Below are 16,777 nucleotides of genomic sequence, written 5' to 3' on the forward strand. Positions count from 1 at the left end.
TGTTGGCGAAGGAACCCTGGTAGGGCTTTCAGGTTCTTGCCGTGCCCTTCGCTGCGGAGACTATGGGCGCTGCATGGGAAGCAGCGTGTGAGGCAGCGTGGAAACGCGGGGTGGGTGGCGTGGAAACGCAACCTGTCGCAGGATGCCCTCCTGTCGTTTCCCGTGACCTGGACAGCCAGCGAGGCCCGGCATGAACCCGACCCAGACCCATGTTTCCCCCTCCGAGCCGGCGGCGGCCGACAGGCGGGTGGCCCAGGAGGCGGAATGGGACCGTCGCGAGCAGGTCCGCCGCGCGGCAGAGGAGGAACGTCAGATCGCCGAGGAGCAACGCCTTACCGCCGAGGAACTGCGCAAGCAGACGGAAGACCTGCGCGCGGCAGCCGAGGAATTGCGTGAAGCCGCGGAGGCGAATCGCAGCAGCGCCGAACAGGCCCGGGGCGCCGGCGAGGCGCTCCGGGAGGCGACCGAGGAAGCCCGGCACGCCGCGGAGATGCTGCGCGAGGTAGGGGAGAGGCAACGTGCCGCGGCCGACGAGCAGCGGCGGATCCTGACGGAGATCCTGGCAACCCTGCGGGCCCAGGGCGCGGGTCAGGCAAAGACGTGACCCGGCGGGGCCGGGCGGGCGTCACGGGGGCGGCGCAGCAGGCGCGGATGCCGTGGGCTAAAAGCCCGGCTCCTCCGGCAGGTCCTGCTGGCGATCGATCACCCGTTGCAGTTGCCCGGAAAAGGCGATGAGGGCACGCACGACGCGGTCATTGTTTTCCTTGAGCTCAACCAGGGGAATCAGGGCCTGGACCAGTTGCCGGCGATCCGCGCGTCGCCCGTGTCGGCTTTGACCTCGGCCCAGAGCGTGCGGATGCGGGTCAGTTGGATTTCCTCGCGTTCCACCCGGTAGGCGATGGCCATGATCTCATCCCGCAGGCGCAGGGGATCACTGATGATCGTGGTGATGGACCTGAGGAACTCGGACCTGTTCAGTGAGCTGCGCCCGCAGGGCAGGATGTCTTCCTCGTGTTCCTGATACAGGGGCGCCCACCATGGCTGCGCGGGAGGTTCGGGCGGCTCCTGGGGCATTGCATCGGGGAGGGGCGCAATCGGGATTGGCTGACAGGGCGCCTGCGCCAGATCCTTCAGGCCGTCAAAGCAGTCCTCGCGCACGTCCGAAATCCGGTCCTGAGGTATGGCCTCGGGCCGTAGCAGAAACAGGGGAACACCGAAGGTGCATGTCAGAGTGTCAAGTAACCGATGCTGTGCAATTCGGTTATCTTTGACGATATTGATGATATAGACCACCATACCGCTCCCGGCGAGTATGTTGATCTCCAGGAACATAGTCGCAAAGCACCAAACTTGGCAAGGTGACAATTTGCTTCAAGCAGCCGACCGAAGGGCGCTGCTAAAGCAAATAAAAACCTAAAGTTTATTTTGTAATCCTTGGCTATATTGAGCAGATCGCCCGTATACATGGGCATGCCGCTTGTGTGCGGTTTCGCACCTGATCTGTGCTGGTGCCTTTGCCGATCTCTGGCAAAGGCGGAAATGTCCTTGGTTTCTTTCAGCCGATCCGCGCGGGCTCCGCCGATTCCGTGGCGGGCGCTTCCCGTCGGCGTGCCGTGATGAATCGCAGATGCGTGCTGTCGGTATTGGCCGCGGTGATCCCGATCAGCTCGCGCTCGCCGGGCTGGCCCGGCCGCGGCGGTGCCTCGGTTCGGGGCGCCGGGGAGGGGGCCTGGTCCTGCATGCGGCGGCTTCTCCTGGCAATGTCAGGGGGCAATGTCAGGGGGGGCGATGCCGGCGCAGGGCGGGGGCCGGGCGGAAGGCATCCGCGCGGAAGCCTCCGGGCGTGCCGGCATTTCCGCCCGGCCCGCAATCGTGATCGGAACCGGTCCTACGAGAGGCTGATCGACGATATCACGTCGTTCCAGGCAGGGGTGAACTGCGCGTAGTCGCCGGGCACGAAAACCAGGGCTTCCCCCCCGAAATTAACGTCCTGATACGCCGTAATCGGGGCGCCTGTGACCCTTATGGAAGACACCTGATCGGTCCAGTTGCTCTCTCCAAGTAAGAATTGGCTTAAATCTGCAACCGAAGATTGGATAGTGAGGCTTGCGCCTGAAAAGTTCGCATCCTGGTACAGAGTAACTGTTGATGGCATTCTTGATGTATCCCGCAGATTGTTGGATTCATACTGATTGTTTTGAGGCTATTCGCCTTAACAATGTAGCGGGGTGCAGTTATTGATGCCCATGATATATCATTGTACTTTATCACATGGATGCGACATCGGCCGCATCCCCGCGGCACCGCCGCGAACACGGCGCTGCCGCCTTGCCGCCGTGATCAGGCGGCGCGGGCGCCGGGGGCGATACGCTGCAGCAGCAGGCGCAGTTGCTCGCGCGCCGTGGCCTCGGCGGTGAAGGCGACGCGCACCATTCTCTCCCCGGTGCTGAGCACCGTGCAGGGCAGCGGCGCGGCCAGGCCCTCGATCTCCAGCGTGCCGTGCGTGCCGGGCGTCGGCGGGTGCATGTCGCGGATGCAGGCGCCGCCTTCGGACAGGTCGCTGATCCGCCCCGGCCGGGGGGGCTCGCCAGAGGGTGCCAAGCGGCAGGGAAGCTGCACCGCATAGCGCGGCGCGGCGCGGCGGTTCACGTCCTCGGTGGAGGTGCGGACCGCCCGCACCAGCGCGTGCTTCAGCTCGTTCATCTCCCCGCTCAGGCTGCCGGCGTTGCGGCTGACCTCGGTGGCCTGCGCGCCGGTCTGCTCGGCGTTGGCCAGCACGGTGTCGATCTGCGCCGACACCGCGGTGGCGGCCGCGGCGGTCTCGGCGACGTTGCGGGCGATCTCGCCGGTCGCGGATCCCTGCTGCTCGACCGCCACGGCGATCGAGCCGGCGATCGCATCGATCTGGGCAATGGTCTGGTCGATGCGCGCCACCGCGGCCACCGACGCCTTGGTCGCCGTGCGGATCTCGTTGATGTGGCGCTCGATCTCCTCGGTCGAGCGCGCGGTCTGGCTGGCGAGCTGCTTGACCTCGCTTGCCACCACCGCGAAGCCGCGGCCGGCCTCGCCCGCGCGCGCCGCCTCGATGGTGGCGTTCAGCGCGAGCAGGTTGGTCTTGGCGGCGATGTCGGTGATCAGGCGGGCGACCTCGCTGATCTCCCCCACCTGCTGGTCGAGCGTCTCGATGGTGCCGCGCGCCTCCTGCCCGGCCGAGACCGCCTGGCCGACCATCGTGGTGGAGCGGCTCACCTGGCTGCTGATCTCGCGGATCGAGGCGGCGAGCCGCTCGGCGGCATCCGCCACGGTCCGGGCATTGCCGAGCGCCTGGCCGGCGGCGGTCGAGGCGGTGCGCGCGGATTCGCCGGTGCCCATCGCCGAGCCGGTCATCGCGTTGGCGATCGCCGCCATCGCGTCGGCGCGCTCGACCACCTTCCCGAGCGCGCTGTCGGTTTCCATCTCGATCGTCGTGGCCATGTTGACCAGCGCGCTTTGCTTGGCCTGGTCGGCCCGGTGGCGCTCGGTCTCCTGCTGGGCCGAAAGCGCGTCGGCGGCCTTGAGCGCGTTGCGGCATTCGTCGATGGCACGCGAGAGATCGCCGATCTCGTCCGGGCGGTGCTTCGACAGCAGCGTGAAGTTGTAGTCGCGGTGGGCGAGCTGGCGGGTGAAGCGAATGACGCGCAGGACCGGGGCGACCACGCTCTGGTTGATCCACAGCGCGGCCAGCACGGCGATCACCGCGGCCACCACGGTGATGCCGCCCACCATGCGGGCGGTGTTGTCGAAGGCCGCGCGCGCCCTTGCGGCGTCCGCCTTGCCGCCGCGCTCGTTGTAGTCGATGTCGGCCTTCGCCGCCTCGTGCAGACGGTTGAAGGTGGCCAGCATATCGCCGGTATAGAGCGCCTGCGCCTCGCCGGTCCGGCCGGCGGCGACCAGCGCCTCGAAGCGGCTGCCCAGGCCCTCATAGTCGCGCCAGGCGGTGTCGAGCGCCGGGATCAGCCGGTTGGCTTCCTCGCCGGGCTCGATCAGGCTTTCATAATGCCTGCGGGCGTTGGTGATGTTGTCCATCGACTTGCCCCGCAGGTCCGCCAGCAGGGCGCGGTATTCGGGCGACGCCGGAATCAGCATCGAGACCTGGATCTGGCGCAGGCGGGTGAAGGATTCGGCCAGCCGGCCCATCCACAGCACGCTGGACACGCGGTTGTTCGCGATCGCCTCGGTGATCGCGTTCATCCGCGAGGCTTCCATCAGCGACAGGCCGCCGACGGCGGCGACGGAGAGCAACAATGCACCGAATGCCATGATGAAGCGATTGCGGATACCGATCCGAACCATGCCGAACATGGGCGCGCTAAACCCCAGGATAGTTGATCATTTATATTGATTAAGCTATCTGAACTGATGCAGTCTGCCCAGACGTAACTTATCTATCATGATCGTAATACTTTAGGTAGGAAATTATATTTTCTGCGCGTGTCCTGTGCTCTGCCGTCGGCGGTCTGGGGTGAGCCCCACTGATAAGGGCCGTCCGGGGCGGAGAAAAGATGCAATATCGATATCATTCGGCAGGAAGATGCGCAAATTCATCTCGGCATCGATTAAATTGTCGGCATCTTGCAGCGAAGGGAACCAAGTAACACTGGTTTTCCACCAATAATAAGGCTATCGACGAATCGAAAGGCATTCCCGGGCCCCCATGTCCCTCTCTCCGCCCAGATCCCCTGCCTCTGTCTGGACGGCGCTGGCCAGGGTGGTTGCGGCGTGCCGGGCGCGGTTGCGCCCGCGGGAACAGGCCGGATACTGGCGCGTGCTCGCCGCCGCCGTGCTGGGGCTGGCCCTGGCCGTCGGCGCCGGCGCCTACCTGCTGCACCAGCGCGAGGAGGTGCTGCGCGACGGCGGGCGCGAGCTGCGCAACATCGCCCTCGTGCTGGCCAACTGGGTGGAGAGCGATTTCAACGCCATCGCCTTCCTCGAAGACAGCGTGGCGGAATGGGTGCGCGCCGAGGACATCGTCACGCCCCAGGCGTTCCGCGAGCAACTGGGCGGGCGCGACGTGCACCTTTCCCTGCGCGGGCGCATCGGCGCGCTGCCGCGGGTGCGGCGCCTGTTCCTGGTCGATGCCGCGGCGCAGGTCGTCGCCAGCTCCGGCGGCTGGCCGGCCTCCGCCCCGTCCCTGGTGGACCGGCCGTATTTCCAGGTGCTGCGCGACGATCCCGCATCGCAGGTGGTGTTCAGCGACCCGTTGCGCAGCGTGGTCGACGGGCGCTGGAACATCTACGTCGCCCGCCGGATCGCCGCCCCGGACGGGACCTTCCTCGGCATCGTGGTCGCCGCCCTCGACCTTGCCTATTTCGAGCAGGCGTTCGGCCGCCTGCAGCTCGGCGGGCGCAGCGCGGTGGCGCTGTATCGCCAGGACGGCATGCTGCTGGTGCGCCATCCCTGGCCGGAGCAGCGCATCGGCACCGTCCTCGGCCCCGACGACCCGGTGCGGCGGATGCTGGCGGGCGTGGAGGGCGGCACCGTCACGCGGACCAGCCCGGTGGACGGGATCGAGCGCCTGATCGCCGCGCGCCGGCTGCAGGGCTACCCGCTCTATCTCGTGGCCGGGCGCGCCACCGCGGAGGTGCTGGCACCGTCGCGCCAGGAAGCCGGACGCATCCTGCTGGGCGTGCTGGCGCTGCAGGGCGCCATCGCCGCCGGCGTGCTGCTCGCCGCCCGGCACGACCGGCACCGCCGCGCCATGCGCCGGTCGCGGGCGGCACAGGCCGAGGCCGAAGCCAGGGCCGCGCTCGCCGAGCAGGCCGCGCGGGCGGCGCGCGCGCGGGAACACGAGGCGGCGCTGGACGCCGTCTTCGCCAGCGGCTCGGCCGGCCTGGCCGAACTGGAGATCGCCTCCGGCCAGCCGCTGCGCGCGAACCGCCGCTATTGCGAGATCGTCGGGCGCGGTGAAGCGGAGCTGCGCGCCGGGGTGCCGGACGAGATCGCCCGCTGGCTTCGTGGCGCCGCCGCCCGGGGCAGCCGGGAGACCGAGCTTTGCCTGCAGCGGCCGGACGGCAGCACGGCATGGGCGCATCTGAGCCTCTCGGTGTCGCGTCGCGACGAAGCGGGGCGGCCGCTGCGCTGCATCGCCATCGTGCAGGACGTGACCGAGGCGCGCGCCGCCACCGAGCAGTTGCGCGCAAGCGAATCGCTGCTGCGCCTGAGCATGGAGATCGGCCATATCGGCACCTTCCGCCGCGACCTGCGCGCGGGCCTGATTCATTGCGGGCCGCGGACCCGGACGCTGCTTGGCCTGCCGGAGGGCGACGAGCCGGTGCCCACCGAAGCCTGGCTGGCGGTCCTGCTGCCCGAGGAGCGGGAACGGGTGCGGCGGCGGATCGAGGAAGCGCTGGCGCAGCGCCTGCCGGACCTGCATCTGCATTACCGCTGCCACCGGCCCGGCGACGGCAAGACCCGCCATATCGAGGTGCGCACCCGCTACGACTACGACGCCGACGGCACCCCGCTGTCCACGCTCGGCGTCGTCATCGACGTCACCGCCGCGCGCGAGGCCGAGGACCTGCTGCGGCTGTCCATGCAGGCCGGCCGCATCGGCACCTTCCGCCACGACTTCACCACCGACCTGGTCGAATGCAGCGCGGAAGCGCGGTCGATGTACGGCCTGCCCGCCGGCGAGGCGCCGCTGACCGCCGCGCAATGGTGGAGCGCGATCCTGCCCGAGGACCTGCAGCGCCTGCGCGCGCTGATCGACGCCAGCACGATGACCCGCGCTGACGGGGAGAACGCCAATTTCCGCATCCGCCACCTGGAGAACGGCACGCTGCGCCATGTCGAATCCCGGGTCCGGCGCGAATATGCCGCCGACGGCACCCCGCTCAGCGCGCTCGGCGTCGTCATCGACGTGACCACCGCCCGCGAGGCCGAGGCGCTGCTGCGGCTGTGCATGGAAGCCGGCCGCATCGGCACCTTCCGCCACGACTTCGCCACCGGCACCGTCGAATGCAGCCCGCAGGCCCGCGCGCTGTACGGCCTGCCGCCAGGCGAGGAGCCGGTCACCGAGGCACAATGGTGGGGCGCGATCCTGCCCGAGGACCTGCAGCGCCTGCGCGCGCAGATCGCGACGAGCACGGCGGCGCGGGCCCCCGCGCTGGTCGCCAACTACCGCATCCGCCATCCGCGCGACGGTGGCCTGCGCCATTTCGAATCCCGGGTCCGGCGCGAATATGCCTCGGACGGGCGGCATCTGTGCACGCTTGGCGTGGTGCTCGACGTGACCGAGCAGCGCGAAGCGGAGGCGCACATCGCCCATCTCGCCCAGCACGACGCGCTGACCGGGCTGCCCAACCGGATGCTGTTCCGCGAGCGGCTGGAAGCGGCGCTGGCGCGGGCGCAGCGCGGGCACGGCTGCGCGGTGATGCTGGTGGATCTCGACCGGTTCAAGGAAGTCAACGACACGCTCGGCCATCCGGTCGGCGACGCGCTGCTGCGCGAGGTCACCGCGCGGCTGCAGGGGGTGGTGCGCGAGACCGACACGCTGGCACGGCTCGGCGGCGACGAGTTCGCCATCATCGCCGTGGATGTCGACCTGCCGGAAAGCGCCACCGTGCTGGCGCGGCGCGTGGTCGAGAGCCTCGGCGCGCCGTTCCGGCTGGACGGGCAGCAGGTCGGCATCGGCGCCAGCGTCGGCATCACCGTCTCGCCCGCGGACGGGCTCGATCCGGACATGCTGGTCAAGGCTGCCGATCTCGCGCTGTATCGCGCCAAGGCGGAGGGGCGCGGCTGCTGGCGCTTCTTCGAGACGGAGATGGATGCGCGCATGCAGAGCCGCCGCGCCCTGGAACTGCAACTGCGCGACGCCCTGGCCACCGGCGCCTTCGAGGTGTTCTACCAGCCGATCGTCGAGGTGGGCTCGCGTCGCGTCGCCGCGATGGAGGCGCTGCTGCGCTGGCACCATCCCGAATCCGGCCTGGTACCGCCTGCGGGCTTCCTGAAGCTGGCCGAGGAAACCGGGCTGATCGTCCCGCTCGGCGAATGGGTGCTGCGGCGGGCCTGCGCCGAGGCGGCGACCTGGCCTGGCGGACCGAGGGTCAGCGTGAACCTCTCGCCCGCGCAGTTCACCCATCGTGGCCTGTCCGCCGCGATCACCGCGGCGCTGGCGGAGTCCGGGCTCGCGCCGGAGCGGCTGGAACTGGAGATCACCGAGGCGGTGATGCTGCAGGACCCGGCCGCGACCGAGGCCACGCTGCGGCTGCTGAAAGCGCTCGGGGTGCGCATCGCCATGGACGATTTCGGCGCGGGCCAGTCCTCGCTGGGCTGCCTGCGCCGCTTTCCTTTCGACCGGGTGAAGATCGATCCCGGCTTCATCCGCGATCTCGGGGCTTCGCAGCAGGACAACGCCATCCTGCGCGCGCTGGCCGCGCTGTGCGCCGGGTTCGAGATGACTCCCACCGCCGAGGGCGTGGAGACGGAAGATCAGCTCGCGGTGCTGCGCCGCGAGGGCTGCGCCGAGGCACAGGGCATCCTGTTCAGCGCGCCACTGCCGGGCGAGGCGGTGCCGGCGCTGCTGCGGCGGCTGCAGCAGGCGGCGCCGGACACGCCTTCAGTTTGACGCCGGCGCCGATGCGGACGCGGCCGGGAAGCTGTCTTCCCAGTCGCCGCCGAGGGCCTTGTAGATCAGCACGGGGTTGATCGAGATCGTCGTGGTGCTCTCGACCAGTTGCTGTTCCATCGCCAGCGCGCTGCGCTGCGTGTCGAGCACCTGCAGATAGGGGATGTCGCCGTCGCCGAAGCGCGTCCGCGCCTGCCGCAGGGCGAACCTGCACCTCGTGCAGCGCCCGCAGGATGGTGCGCTGATAGGCAATGGCGGCTTCCTGCTGCTGCGCCTTGCGCAATTCCAGGAACCGCCGCAGCCGGCCACCTTCGAAGATCGGCAGGGTGATCGTGGGGCCGAACGTTCGCCACGCCGGCCCTGGCCGAGGCCCGGTGGCGGCCCTGTCCGGCCGGACCGCCTGCCTGCTCGCCAACCATGGGATGGTCTGCCACGGGACCGACATCGCTTCGGCGCGACTCGCCGCGCTGCGGCTGGAGAGCCTGGCCCGGCAATACCCGATCGCCAGCGCCGCCGGGACGGTGCGGCTGCTGACCGATGCGCAGTTCGCCGCTGCCTGCCTGCGGTATCGCAGCTATGGGTAGCAGCCAGGGACCTGCAGGCCCCTGGATCCCGTAAGCGCCGCGCGGCACGGCAAGTGTAGGGCGGATAAGCGAAGCGCAATCCGCCGTCGCAAGGTGGCCACCTCGCGGAACTGTGGCGATGGCGGATTGCGCTGCGCTTATCCGCCCTACATGGATCCCGCGACTCACCGCCGGCGTGCGACAGGCCCCAGCAGGCGCCGGAAGCTTTCCTGTTCCGCCGTCCGCGGGATGTGCCGCAGGCAGCCCTGCATCAGCGTGTCGAGGTCGGGCGATCGCGCCAGCAGGTCGCGCAGCAGCAGCGGCGCCACCGGGCCGAGCACCTGGGTCAGCGCGCTTCGCACCGTGGCGATCGTCGCCTCGTCCAGCCCGCCCGTGGACAACAGGTCCCGCATCTCGCGCGTGAAGCTGCGTTGTTCGCCGGCATCCGGCAGCAGGGCGACCAGCCGGGCGCAGAGATCCTCCGGCGAGGCGGACGCGGCGAGGGCATGGCGCAGGTGATGGCGCGCCATCGGGCCGACATGGTGCGCGAGCCGCCGCTCGATCGTGGTCAGCGTCGGGGGATCCAGGGTGCCGGCGAAGGAAGGCGGCGCGGTAACGACCGTGGTGTCGCCCGCCGCGTCGGCCGCGATGTCGCCGGGCAGGGCCTCCAGCGCCCGCGCCATCGCGCCGGCATCGGCGAAGCGGTCCTCGGGGCGCTTGCGCAACGCCCGCTCCACCACCTCCACCAAAGCGGGCGGCAACTCGGGCCGCAAGTCCGACAGCGGGGCCGGCGGCTCGTGGATCAGTCGGTGCATCGTGGCGAGGGGCGTGTCGGCGGCAAAGGCGCGGCGGCCGGCGAGCAACTCGTACAGGACGCAGCCGAACGAGAACAGGTCGCTGCGCGCGTCCACCGCGCCGCCCAGGCATTGTTCCGGCGACATGTAGCAGGGCGTGCCGACCAGCGCCGAGGTCATGGTCGCATCCGTCGCGAGCGCGCGCGAGATGCCGAAATCGGTGACCTTCAGCCCGGCCTTGTCGGCAAGCAGGATATTCGCGGGCTTGATGTCGCGGTGGATGACGCCGAGGCCGTGCGCATGGCCCAGCGCGTCGAGCACCGGCAGGGCAATGCGCCGCAGCGTCGCCGGCGCCAGCCGGGTGCCACGCGGGAAGGCGCGGCCGAGATCGCGTCCCTCGACATATTCCAGCACCAGGAACGGATTGCCCTCGTGCTCGGCGTAATCGTGGATGGCGACGATATGGGGATGGACGCAGCGCCCGGCCAGGCGCGCCTCGTTGCGGAAGCGCGCGAGGGACTGGGCCCGGCTGTCGCCGTCCAGCAGGTCGGCGCGCACCAGCTTGATCGCCACCGTCCGCTCGATCCGGGGATCATGCGCCTTGTAGACCACGCCCATGGCGCCGCGCCCCAGCACGCCGAGCACCCGGAAGCGGCCAATGTGGTCCGGGGACGTTTCCATGGAGGGTCAGCCGTCCAGCATGCGCAGCGCGGCGGCAAGGCTGCGCCGCATGCGGTTGAACGAGCGTGACAGCGAGCCGATCTCGTCGCGCCCGCCGGTGTCGAATTCCGGCGCGTCCATGTTGCCGAGGCTGACCTCGTCGGCGACCTTGGTGATGCGCCGGACCGGCGCGATGATGGCGACGTGCAGCAGCAGGTTGACCAGCAGGATCATCACCGCGAACACGCCCGACAGCCCCAGCATGACGCTGGTCAGGGTCTGGCGCGCCCGGTCCTGGGCGACGCGCTCCGGTACCGACACCACGCGGGCGCCGACGATCTCGTTCAGCTTCCAGCCGAAGCCGTTCTCGCTGCCGTACACGTCGATCATGGAAGGCGGCGCAGCCTGGGGCGTGGAGTGGCAGGCGAGGCAGGACGGGTCGCCGACCCGCACCGGCTGCGCATAGGACAGGATCTGGCCGGCCGGGGTCTGGCGCTCGCTGACCAGGGAGGACAGCGTCGGCTGGGCGATGAAGGTCTGGATGATCTCGCTTTCCCACGGCAACGGCCGGTCGGTGGGATTGGTCGGGTTGAGCGTCGGATGGCGCACGCTGTAGTCGGGGAACTCCTTCGCCATCAGCGCGAAGGTCTGCTGTGCCGTGAAGAACGGGATGGCCTGCGGCAGGAACTGCACCTTCAACGACCGCTCCAGCAGCGGCGAGACCTGCGTGTCGGTGTAGTGGATGGTGGCGTCGAGCTGCCCCATCATGATCGCCGCTTCCGACATCACCGCCTGCCGGGCGGTGCGCTGGCTCAGCACGTTCACCAGCAGCGCCGCCAGCCCGAGCCCGATCAGGAAGGCCACCACCATCACCAGGTTGAACTTGAGGCGCAGGCTCATGGGGTTGCCTCCGGGGCGTTGAGCAGGCGGCTCACCTGCGATGGCGTCGGCACGCCGGTCGGCGGATCGCCGATCCGGGCCTGGAAGTCACGGATCGCCGCCTGTGTGCGCGGGCCGAGGATGCCGTCGATCGGGCCGGGATCGCTGCCTTCCCGGGCCAGCGCCGCCTGCAGGCGGCTGACGCGGGCATCGCGGGGCGACAAGGGGGGAGCGGCGGCGGTTGCCGGCGGCGCGGCCGGTTCGGGCGCCGGCGGCGCCGTGGCGATAGGCGGCGCGGGCGGCGCCGGCGGGGCAGGGGGCGGCAGCAACAGCACCTCGCCATGCTCCGGCCGCGGCAGCGCCCGCGCGAACGCGTCCCAGCCCGCATCGGGTCGCGCCCCTTGTCCCAGCGCGCCGAGCCCGGCGCCCGGACCGGTCCACAGCGCCATATGCAGCCCCGACGGCAGGCGGCGGCGCAGCACGGCCAGGGCCGCCGCGGCATTGTCGTCCGGCGGCAGGCCCAGCTCGGCCACCAGCGTGCCGCCGCTGCCGTCTAGCGCGTTCAGCAGAGCCTGCACGATGATGCCCTGCGTCTCTGGCCGCAGCGGCTTCTGCAGATCGGTATCGGCGGGCAGCACGAACAGGCGCTGGCCCTCGGCGGCGGCAGCGCCACAGACATAAATCAACGCGGCGCCGGTGCCGCCATCGGCGCGTTGCGCGGCGAAGTCGTCGAGCGCGGCACGCAACGCGACGGCGGGTGCGTCGAGTCGTTCCATCACGGTGAAGCCGTCCTGCCGCAGCCGCTCGCGCAGCGCCTGCACGGCGGGACGGCAGCCGCTGTGCTGCGGGTGTCCGGCATAGACGTCGTTGCCGATCAGCAGGGCGATGCCCCGATCCGCCGCCGCGGCGGGGGCGAACGGGACCAAGGCAGCGAGGAGGGCGCCGGCAAGCGGAAGCTGCCGGAAAGGCCAGGACTCTTGTAGGGCGGATAAGCGCAGCGCAATCCGCCATTGCAAGGGTCCGTAAGGTGGCCGGCTTGCGTTGGCGGATTGCGCTGCGCTTATCCGCCCTACATGACCGGGTTCCAAGGGCTTTGCCCTTGGTGGAGGTCCAGGAGGCGAAGCCTCCTGGTGGGGTGCGGGGCAACGCCCCGCCAGGCGGATTCGGGTCATGGCGAGTCTCCTGCGGCGAATAACGCCTCATCGGCATCCCGCGTGCGATGGCGTCGGGGCAGCCAACTGTCCCGGCCCAGTTGCCGGGCGCCGAGCGACAGTGGCGGGACCGCGGCCGCCGCCAGCACCGGTCGCACGGCGAAGCCGGTTTCCATCCCGAGATACGTCCGCGCCAGCGACATCAGTTGCGGCAGCACCGCGCCGCCGGGCATCAGCGCGCGGAAGCGGTCGTACTCCATCGGGCCGATGCGCAGCACCACGCGGGACTGGATGTCCCAGCAGCGCGCGCCGGCGGCGGCATCGACGCCCAGCCGGTGGAAGCGCCCGGCCACGCCGCGCGCGGGCAGGGCGGTGCGCTCCTCGCGCGCCGGCCGCAGCCAGTGCCCGGCGAATTGCTCGACCGTCACCGCCTGCCCGAGCCAGTCCGACAGCAGCGCGCCCAGGCGCTCGGCCGAGCGCGGCCGTATCGCGAAGCTGCCGGCGTGGAACAGCACCGCATCCAGGATGGGGCCAAGCCGCTCCGCCATACCGGGGAGCCCGTGCCCGACCAGGGCGAGCAGGGCGTCGCGCATACCGTCGGCCGGCGTCTCGGCGAGCCGGTGCGGCCGGTACTTGATCCCGGCACGCAGGAACTGGGCGAGCGGGCGTTGCGCCAGCAGGTCGAGGAAGGCGCCGAGCGCCGGGGCGCGCCGCCGCCGCTCGCCGTTGACCAGTTCGGTATAGGGCCGCGGCAGCACGCCCGACGGGCCGGTCAGGCCGAGCAGGCCGGTGGTGAGGGCAAAGCCCGCGCCATCGGCTGCTACCGCCGCGACGTCGGCGGCGACGAAGCCGAGCCCCGCGCTGGCATGGAAGCGGATGGCGTCCCCCGGATCGGCGCGGCCGGCGGCGCGCATCATCACTCCCGCGGCTGCGTCCAGCCCGAAGCGCGACGGCTCGGCAAGCAGCGCCTGCCGCAAGGTCGGCGGCGCGGCGTTCACAGCAGCACCCGCGCCCCGGCCAGCGGGGCGAAGCGCGCCGCCACGCCGGGGCGTCCCTGCAGCACGCACTCGGTCCGCACGAAGCTGTTGACCGTGGCGTGCAAGGCGAGAAACCGGCTCAGCACCGAGGCCAGCAGGTAGAGCCCGCCGCTCTCCCAGGCGCGCGGCTCGAATTCCAGCGTGACGTCGAGGCCGCGACAGAAACTGCCCGGCCGCGCCCCCGGCACCCGCGCGGTGCCCGGCCGCGAGCGCACCCCGACCAGGGCGGCGATGGCGGCGCGCGTTTCCTCGGTGTCGCGCAGGTCGTAGAGCCGCAGCATCTCCCGCAAGCTCTCCGCCGCCGCCGGGCCGCCGACCAGCGACACCTGCCCGAGCGAAAGATGCGAGATCAGCCGCCAGCTTCGCTGCTCGCGCAGGGGCGCGCGCAGCGAGGCGCCGGGTGCGGTGAGGCAGGTGACGGCGGCGACGGCGCTCGATCCTTCCGGCAGGTGCAGGCGCGGCTGGCCGCCGCCGAAGGGCAGTTCGCCCGGCAGGTCGCGGTTGCTGCACAGCGCATCGACCGAGAGCACGCCTTCGGCGGGGCGATCGACCGACAGCGCCGGATCGAAGGGCGCGAGCAGCACGTCGCTGCCCGGCCCGCCGGGGCTGTCGCGCCGGGACAGCAGGTAGAAGCCGCAGGCGCCGGACTCGGTGCCGGGGCCGGTCGCCTGCCGGTAGAAGGGCTGCCACGGCCGCGTCGTGCCGTCGTCGCGCAGTTCGTTGACCCGCTCGACGCTCCAGACTTCCAGCGCGGCGGGGCGGCGAGCGTCGGGCACCACCGGGTATTCGGTGCGGTGATAGTCGAGCCGCACCGGCTCGCAGGGCTGGCGGAACAGGTTGACCACCGGGGTGCAGCCGAGCGCGAGGCAGTCGGGCGGCAGGCGCCGTTCCAGCTCCGGGCGCGCGGCGTCGAAATAGAGGAACAGCTCCAGCCGGTGGCTCTCCTGCACCAGGGTACGGGCGTCCAGGCCGGTGAGGTCGAGGAACAGGAATTTCTCGGGCAACGCGAAATATTCAGTCAGCAGGCGGAATCCGGAGAAGGCGCGCGCCGACCAGGGATAGAGCGCATCCTCGGGGGCGAAGCCGACCGGGCGCAGCAGGGAGGGCGGCAGCAAGGTGGGGCGGTCGTCGTTCGGCCCGTTGGCCAGGGCCGCGCCCAGCAGATGGCCGCAGAGCAGTTCGTACAGCGCGAGGCTCTGTTCGGCCGGGCCGCGCAGGAACAGCCGCAGCGTCGCCGGGGCAAGTGCCGCGAAGGTCACGTCGGGATCGGTGGTGGACAGCACCACGCGCAGCACGCTGCGCGCGCCCTTCGCCGCCGGGTTGGCCGGGGCGGCCAGAGGCAGGCCGGTCAGCCGCGCGCTCTCGATCGTCACCGGCCACAGCGTGGTGTCGCCGGTGGTGCGGAAGCGGCAGGGCTCGCCGCGCACCGGATCGGTTTCCAGCTTGGTGCCGGCGGGCAGCGTCACCTTCACGCGCAGGTCCGGGCGCGCGGCGAACTGCACGATCGCCGCGGCGGGCACCGGCGCCAGATAATGCGGATACAGCGCCCCGAGCAGGGCATCGGTGATTTCGGGGAACTCGTCGTCCAGCCGCTGCTGCACGCGGGCGCAGAGGAAGGCGACGCCTTCCAGCAGCCGCGCGACATGCGGATCGTCCACCACCCCCGGCCCCAGCCGCAGCCGTCCGGCGACCTTGGGATGTGCCTCGGCGAAGCTGCCGGCGAGGGTGCGCAGCGCGTCGAGCTCGCGGTTGTAGACGGGGAGCAGGCTGTCCGACACGTCACGCGTCTCCGTGAACCGGGTTGAGGACGATATCGGCGGTGGTGGTGTCGATGGCGGTGTCGAAGGCGACCGGCTGCGGCACTGGATCGACCAGCAACAGCGCATCGATGCGCAGCATCAGGGTGGCGCGCAGCGGCGCCACGTCCTCGGCCAGGGTGACGCGCAGCTCGGCGAGACGCGGTTCGAAGCGGCGCAACGTGTCCTCGATCTCGGCGCGCAGGCGGTCGCGCTGGCGGCGATCGTTGAAGGCCCCGGCGGTGAAGTCTGGCAGCCCGTAGGCCAGCGGCGAGACCAGCAGCGGCGTCAGGCCGGGCGGCACCGAACGCCAGGGGCGGCGGGCGTTCAGCAGCGCCTCCACGTCGCGCTGCACGGCGCGGCGCAACCGCGCGAGCGCCTCGGTCGCCGGCACTGGCGCCTCTTGCACCTGCTCCGGCCGTTCGTCGAGCAGGCGGTCGAGCACGGACAGGCGGATGGTCGCGCTCATGCGAAGCTCAACGCGGCAAGCTGGTGGATGGCGATGCCGTCCTCGCCGACCAGGAAGACCCGCTGGCCGCTGCCGCGCACCGGCGGTGTCGCCGACCAGTCGGTGGCGCGGCCCAGCAGCAGCCGTTCCGGCGTGTCGGGGGGCATGTCATAGAGCGCGGGGACATAGACATCGCCATCGGGGCCATCGCGCACGTCCAGGGTGCAGCGGCGCCAGGCCAGGTCGCGCGGACGCCGGGCGGGGTGGAAGTCGATGGCGGCGATGCGCTCCACCGGCACCCAGAAATAGCGGCCGGTGGTGGTGAGGACTTCCAGCGTCCCGCCCCAGAGATCGCAGGCATCACGGAAATCCTCGAAGGGTTCGGAGGCGCCGTCGCGCGACAGCAGGCCGGGCGCGGCGGGGCGCGCCGCTTCGGCGGCGAGCGCGGCTTCGGCCGCTGAAGCAGTGTCGCCGGCGCGCAATGCCACCAGCGCCTGCAGCAGATGGCGCTGTGCCGCGACCGGCTCGCCGAGGAAATCCGGCAGCCGGCCTTCACCCAGTACCTGCCGCCGTGCCATGGCGGCGCGCAGCAACTGGCGGAATTCGGCGACGACCAGCAGGGCCGAGGGATCGATCGCCGCGGCGGCGGACAGCACCGCGTCGGCGCGCACGGGATCGCCCGCGAGCAGCAGCAACTCGGCGAGCAGGATGCGCGCGCCGGCATCGGTGGGCGCGCGCCGCGCCGCTTCTCCGGCGGCGACGACGGCTTCGGCCAGCCGCCCTTCGCGGAACAGCGCGCCGGCCTCCGGTGCGGTGGTGTCGTTCTGTGCCATCTTGGTCAACT

The 16,777-nt window shown here is 70.8% G+C and carries 15 protein-coding genes; 3 read left to right on the forward strand and 12 right to left on the reverse strand.

The window, feature by feature from the left end:
- The first annotated feature begins 190 nt into the window (after positions 1-190).
- Positions 191-604 carry a hypothetical protein gene (locus NBY65_RS19020; protein WP_150040276.1) on the forward strand — a complete coding sequence of 138 codons (414 nt, stop codon included), beginning with the start codon at positions 191-193 and terminating at the stop codon, positions 602-604.
- Positions 605-783: 179 nt separating this feature from the next.
- On the opposite strand, the gene NBY65_RS19025 is transcribed toward NBY65_RS19020, so the two are convergent.
- The 4 genes from NBY65_RS19025 to NBY65_RS19035 form a co-directional block, all read right to left on the reverse strand.
- Positions 784-1,332 (reverse strand): hypothetical protein, encoded by a 549-nt coding sequence (locus tag NBY65_RS19025; protein WP_150040275.1) that lies wholly within the window; start codon positions 1,330-1,332, stop codon positions 784-786.
- Positions 1,333-1,555: 223 nt separating this feature from the next.
- Positions 1,556-1,741, reverse strand: coding sequence for a hypothetical protein (locus tag NBY65_RS19030; protein ID WP_150040274.1), 186 nt, complete (start codon positions 1,739-1,741; stop codon positions 1,556-1,558).
- A 147-nt stretch (positions 1,742-1,888) separates the two neighbouring features.
- The gene (locus NBY65_RS34090; protein WP_150040273.1) at positions 1,889-2,155 is read right to left on the reverse strand and encodes a beta/gamma crystallin-related protein; all 267 of its coding nucleotides are present in this window, start codon (positions 2,153-2,155) and stop codon (positions 1,889-1,891) included.
- 185 nt (positions 2,156-2,340) lie between these two features.
- A complete protein-coding gene (locus tag NBY65_RS19035) occupies positions 2,341-4,341 on the reverse strand; it encodes a methyl-accepting chemotaxis protein (RefSeq protein WP_150040272.1) in 2,001 nt (666 codons plus the stop codon).
- 463 nt (positions 4,342-4,804) lie between these two features.
- On the opposite strand from NBY65_RS19035, the gene NBY65_RS19040 reads away from it, so the two are divergent.
- On the forward strand, positions 4,805-8,605 hold the full coding sequence (locus NBY65_RS19040) for an EAL domain-containing protein (RefSeq protein WP_162530495.1): 3,801 nt from the start codon (positions 4,805-4,807) through the stop codon (positions 8,603-8,605).
- Here NBY65_RS19040 and NBY65_RS19045 read toward each other — a convergent pair.
- Positions 8,597-8,857 carry a TolC family protein gene (locus NBY65_RS19045; RefSeq protein WP_150040270.1) on the reverse strand — a complete coding sequence of 87 codons (261 nt, stop codon included), beginning with the start codon at positions 8,855-8,857 and terminating at the stop codon, positions 8,597-8,599. The two genes, NBY65_RS19040 and NBY65_RS19045, sit on opposite strands and share 9 nt — an antisense overlap.
- Positions 8,858-8,937: 80 nt before the next feature.
- Here NBY65_RS19045 and NBY65_RS19050 point away from each other — a divergent pair, with 80 nt between their 5' ends.
- The gene (locus NBY65_RS19050) at positions 8,938-9,189 is read left to right on the forward strand and encodes a class II aldolase/adducin family protein (RefSeq protein ID WP_162530494.1); all 252 of its coding nucleotides are present in this window, start codon (positions 8,938-8,940) and stop codon (positions 9,187-9,189) included.
- A gap of 164 nt (positions 9,190-9,353) precedes the next feature.
- Here NBY65_RS19050 and NBY65_RS19055 read toward each other — a convergent pair whose 3' ends face one another.
- The 7 genes from NBY65_RS19055 to NBY65_RS19085 form a co-directional block, all read right to left on the reverse strand.
- Positions 9,354-10,643 (reverse strand): serine/threonine-protein kinase, encoded by a 1,290-nt coding sequence (locus NBY65_RS19055; protein ID WP_150040268.1) that lies wholly within the window; start codon positions 10,641-10,643, stop codon positions 9,354-9,356.
- Positions 10,644-10,649: 6 nt separating this feature from the next.
- Positions 10,650-11,522 carry a Tll0287-like domain-containing protein gene (locus NBY65_RS19060; RefSeq protein WP_150040267.1) on the reverse strand — a complete coding sequence of 291 codons (873 nt, stop codon included), beginning with the start codon at positions 11,520-11,522 and terminating at the stop codon, positions 10,650-10,652.
- Positions 11,519-12,427, reverse strand: coding sequence for a peptidoglycan-binding protein (locus NBY65_RS19065; protein WP_150040266.1), 909 nt, complete (start codon positions 12,425-12,427; stop codon positions 11,519-11,521). Before NBY65_RS19065 ends, NBY65_RS19060 begins: the two co-directional genes overlap by 4 nt.
- A 242-nt stretch (positions 12,428-12,669) precedes the next feature.
- The gene (gene tssG / locus NBY65_RS19070; protein ID WP_150040265.1) at positions 12,670-13,650 is read right to left on the reverse strand and encodes a type VI secretion system baseplate subunit TssG; all 981 of its coding nucleotides are present in this window, start codon (positions 13,648-13,650) and stop codon (positions 12,670-12,672) included.
- Positions 13,647-15,467: a type VI secretion system baseplate subunit TssF gene (tssF, locus tag NBY65_RS19075; protein WP_150040264.1), complete on the reverse strand. Its 1,821-nt coding sequence runs from the start codon at positions 15,465-15,467 to the stop codon at positions 13,647-13,649. Before tssF ends, tssG begins: the two co-directional genes overlap by 4 nt.
- Position 15,468: 1 nt before the next feature.
- The gene (tssE, locus tag NBY65_RS19080) at positions 15,469-15,954 is read right to left on the reverse strand and encodes a type VI secretion system baseplate subunit TssE (protein WP_150040263.1); all 486 of its coding nucleotides are present in this window, start codon (positions 15,952-15,954) and stop codon (positions 15,469-15,471) included.
- Positions 15,951-16,766, reverse strand: a complete 816-nt coding sequence (locus NBY65_RS19085) for a type VI secretion system accessory protein TagJ (RefSeq protein WP_150040262.1) — start codon at positions 16,764-16,766, stop codon at positions 15,951-15,953. Before NBY65_RS19085 ends, tssE begins: the two co-directional genes overlap by 4 nt.
- Between the last annotated feature and the right edge of the window lie 11 nt (positions 16,767-16,777).

Source organism: Rhodovastum atsumiense (assembly GCF_937425535.1).
GTDB classification, from domain to species: Bacteria; Pseudomonadota; Alphaproteobacteria; order Acetobacterales; family Acetobacteraceae; genus Rhodovastum; species Rhodovastum atsumiense.

Excerpts from the sequence above, each read along its gene's own strand:
- NBY65_RS19035 (WP_150040272.1), bottom strand. The coding sequence starts at position 4,341 with ATGTTCGGCATGGTTCGGATCGGTATCCGCAATCGCTTCATCATGGCA.
- NBY65_RS19055 (WP_150040268.1), bottom strand. The coding sequence starts at position 10,643 with ATGGAAACGTCCCCGGACCACATTGGCCGCTTCCGGGTGCTCGGCGTG.
- NBY65_RS19030 (WP_150040274.1), bottom strand. The coding sequence starts at position 1,741 with ATGCAGGACCAGGCCCCCTCCCCGGCGCCCCGAACCGAGGCACCGCCG.
- NBY65_RS19085 (WP_150040262.1), bottom strand. The coding sequence starts at position 16,766 with ATGGCACAGAACGACACCACCGCACCGGAGGCCGGCGCGCTGTTCCGC.
- NBY65_RS19020 (WP_150040276.1), top strand. The coding sequence starts at position 191 with ATGAACCCGACCCAGACCCATGTTTCCCCCTCCGAGCCGGCGGCGGCC.
- NBY65_RS19025 (WP_150040275.1), bottom strand. The coding sequence starts at position 1,332 with ATGTTCCTGGAGATCAACATACTCGCCGGGAGCGGTATGGTGGTCTAT.
- NBY65_RS19060 (WP_150040267.1), bottom strand. The coding sequence starts at position 11,522 with ATGAGCCTGCGCCTCAAGTTCAACCTGGTGATGGTGGTGGCCTTCCTG.
- NBY65_RS34090 (WP_150040273.1), bottom strand. The coding sequence starts at position 2,155 with ATGCCATCAACAGTTACTCTGTACCAGGATGCGAACTTTTCAGGCGCA.
- tssE (WP_150040263.1), bottom strand. The coding sequence starts at position 15,954 with ATGAGCGCGACCATCCGCCTGTCCGTGCTCGACCGCCTGCTCGACGAA.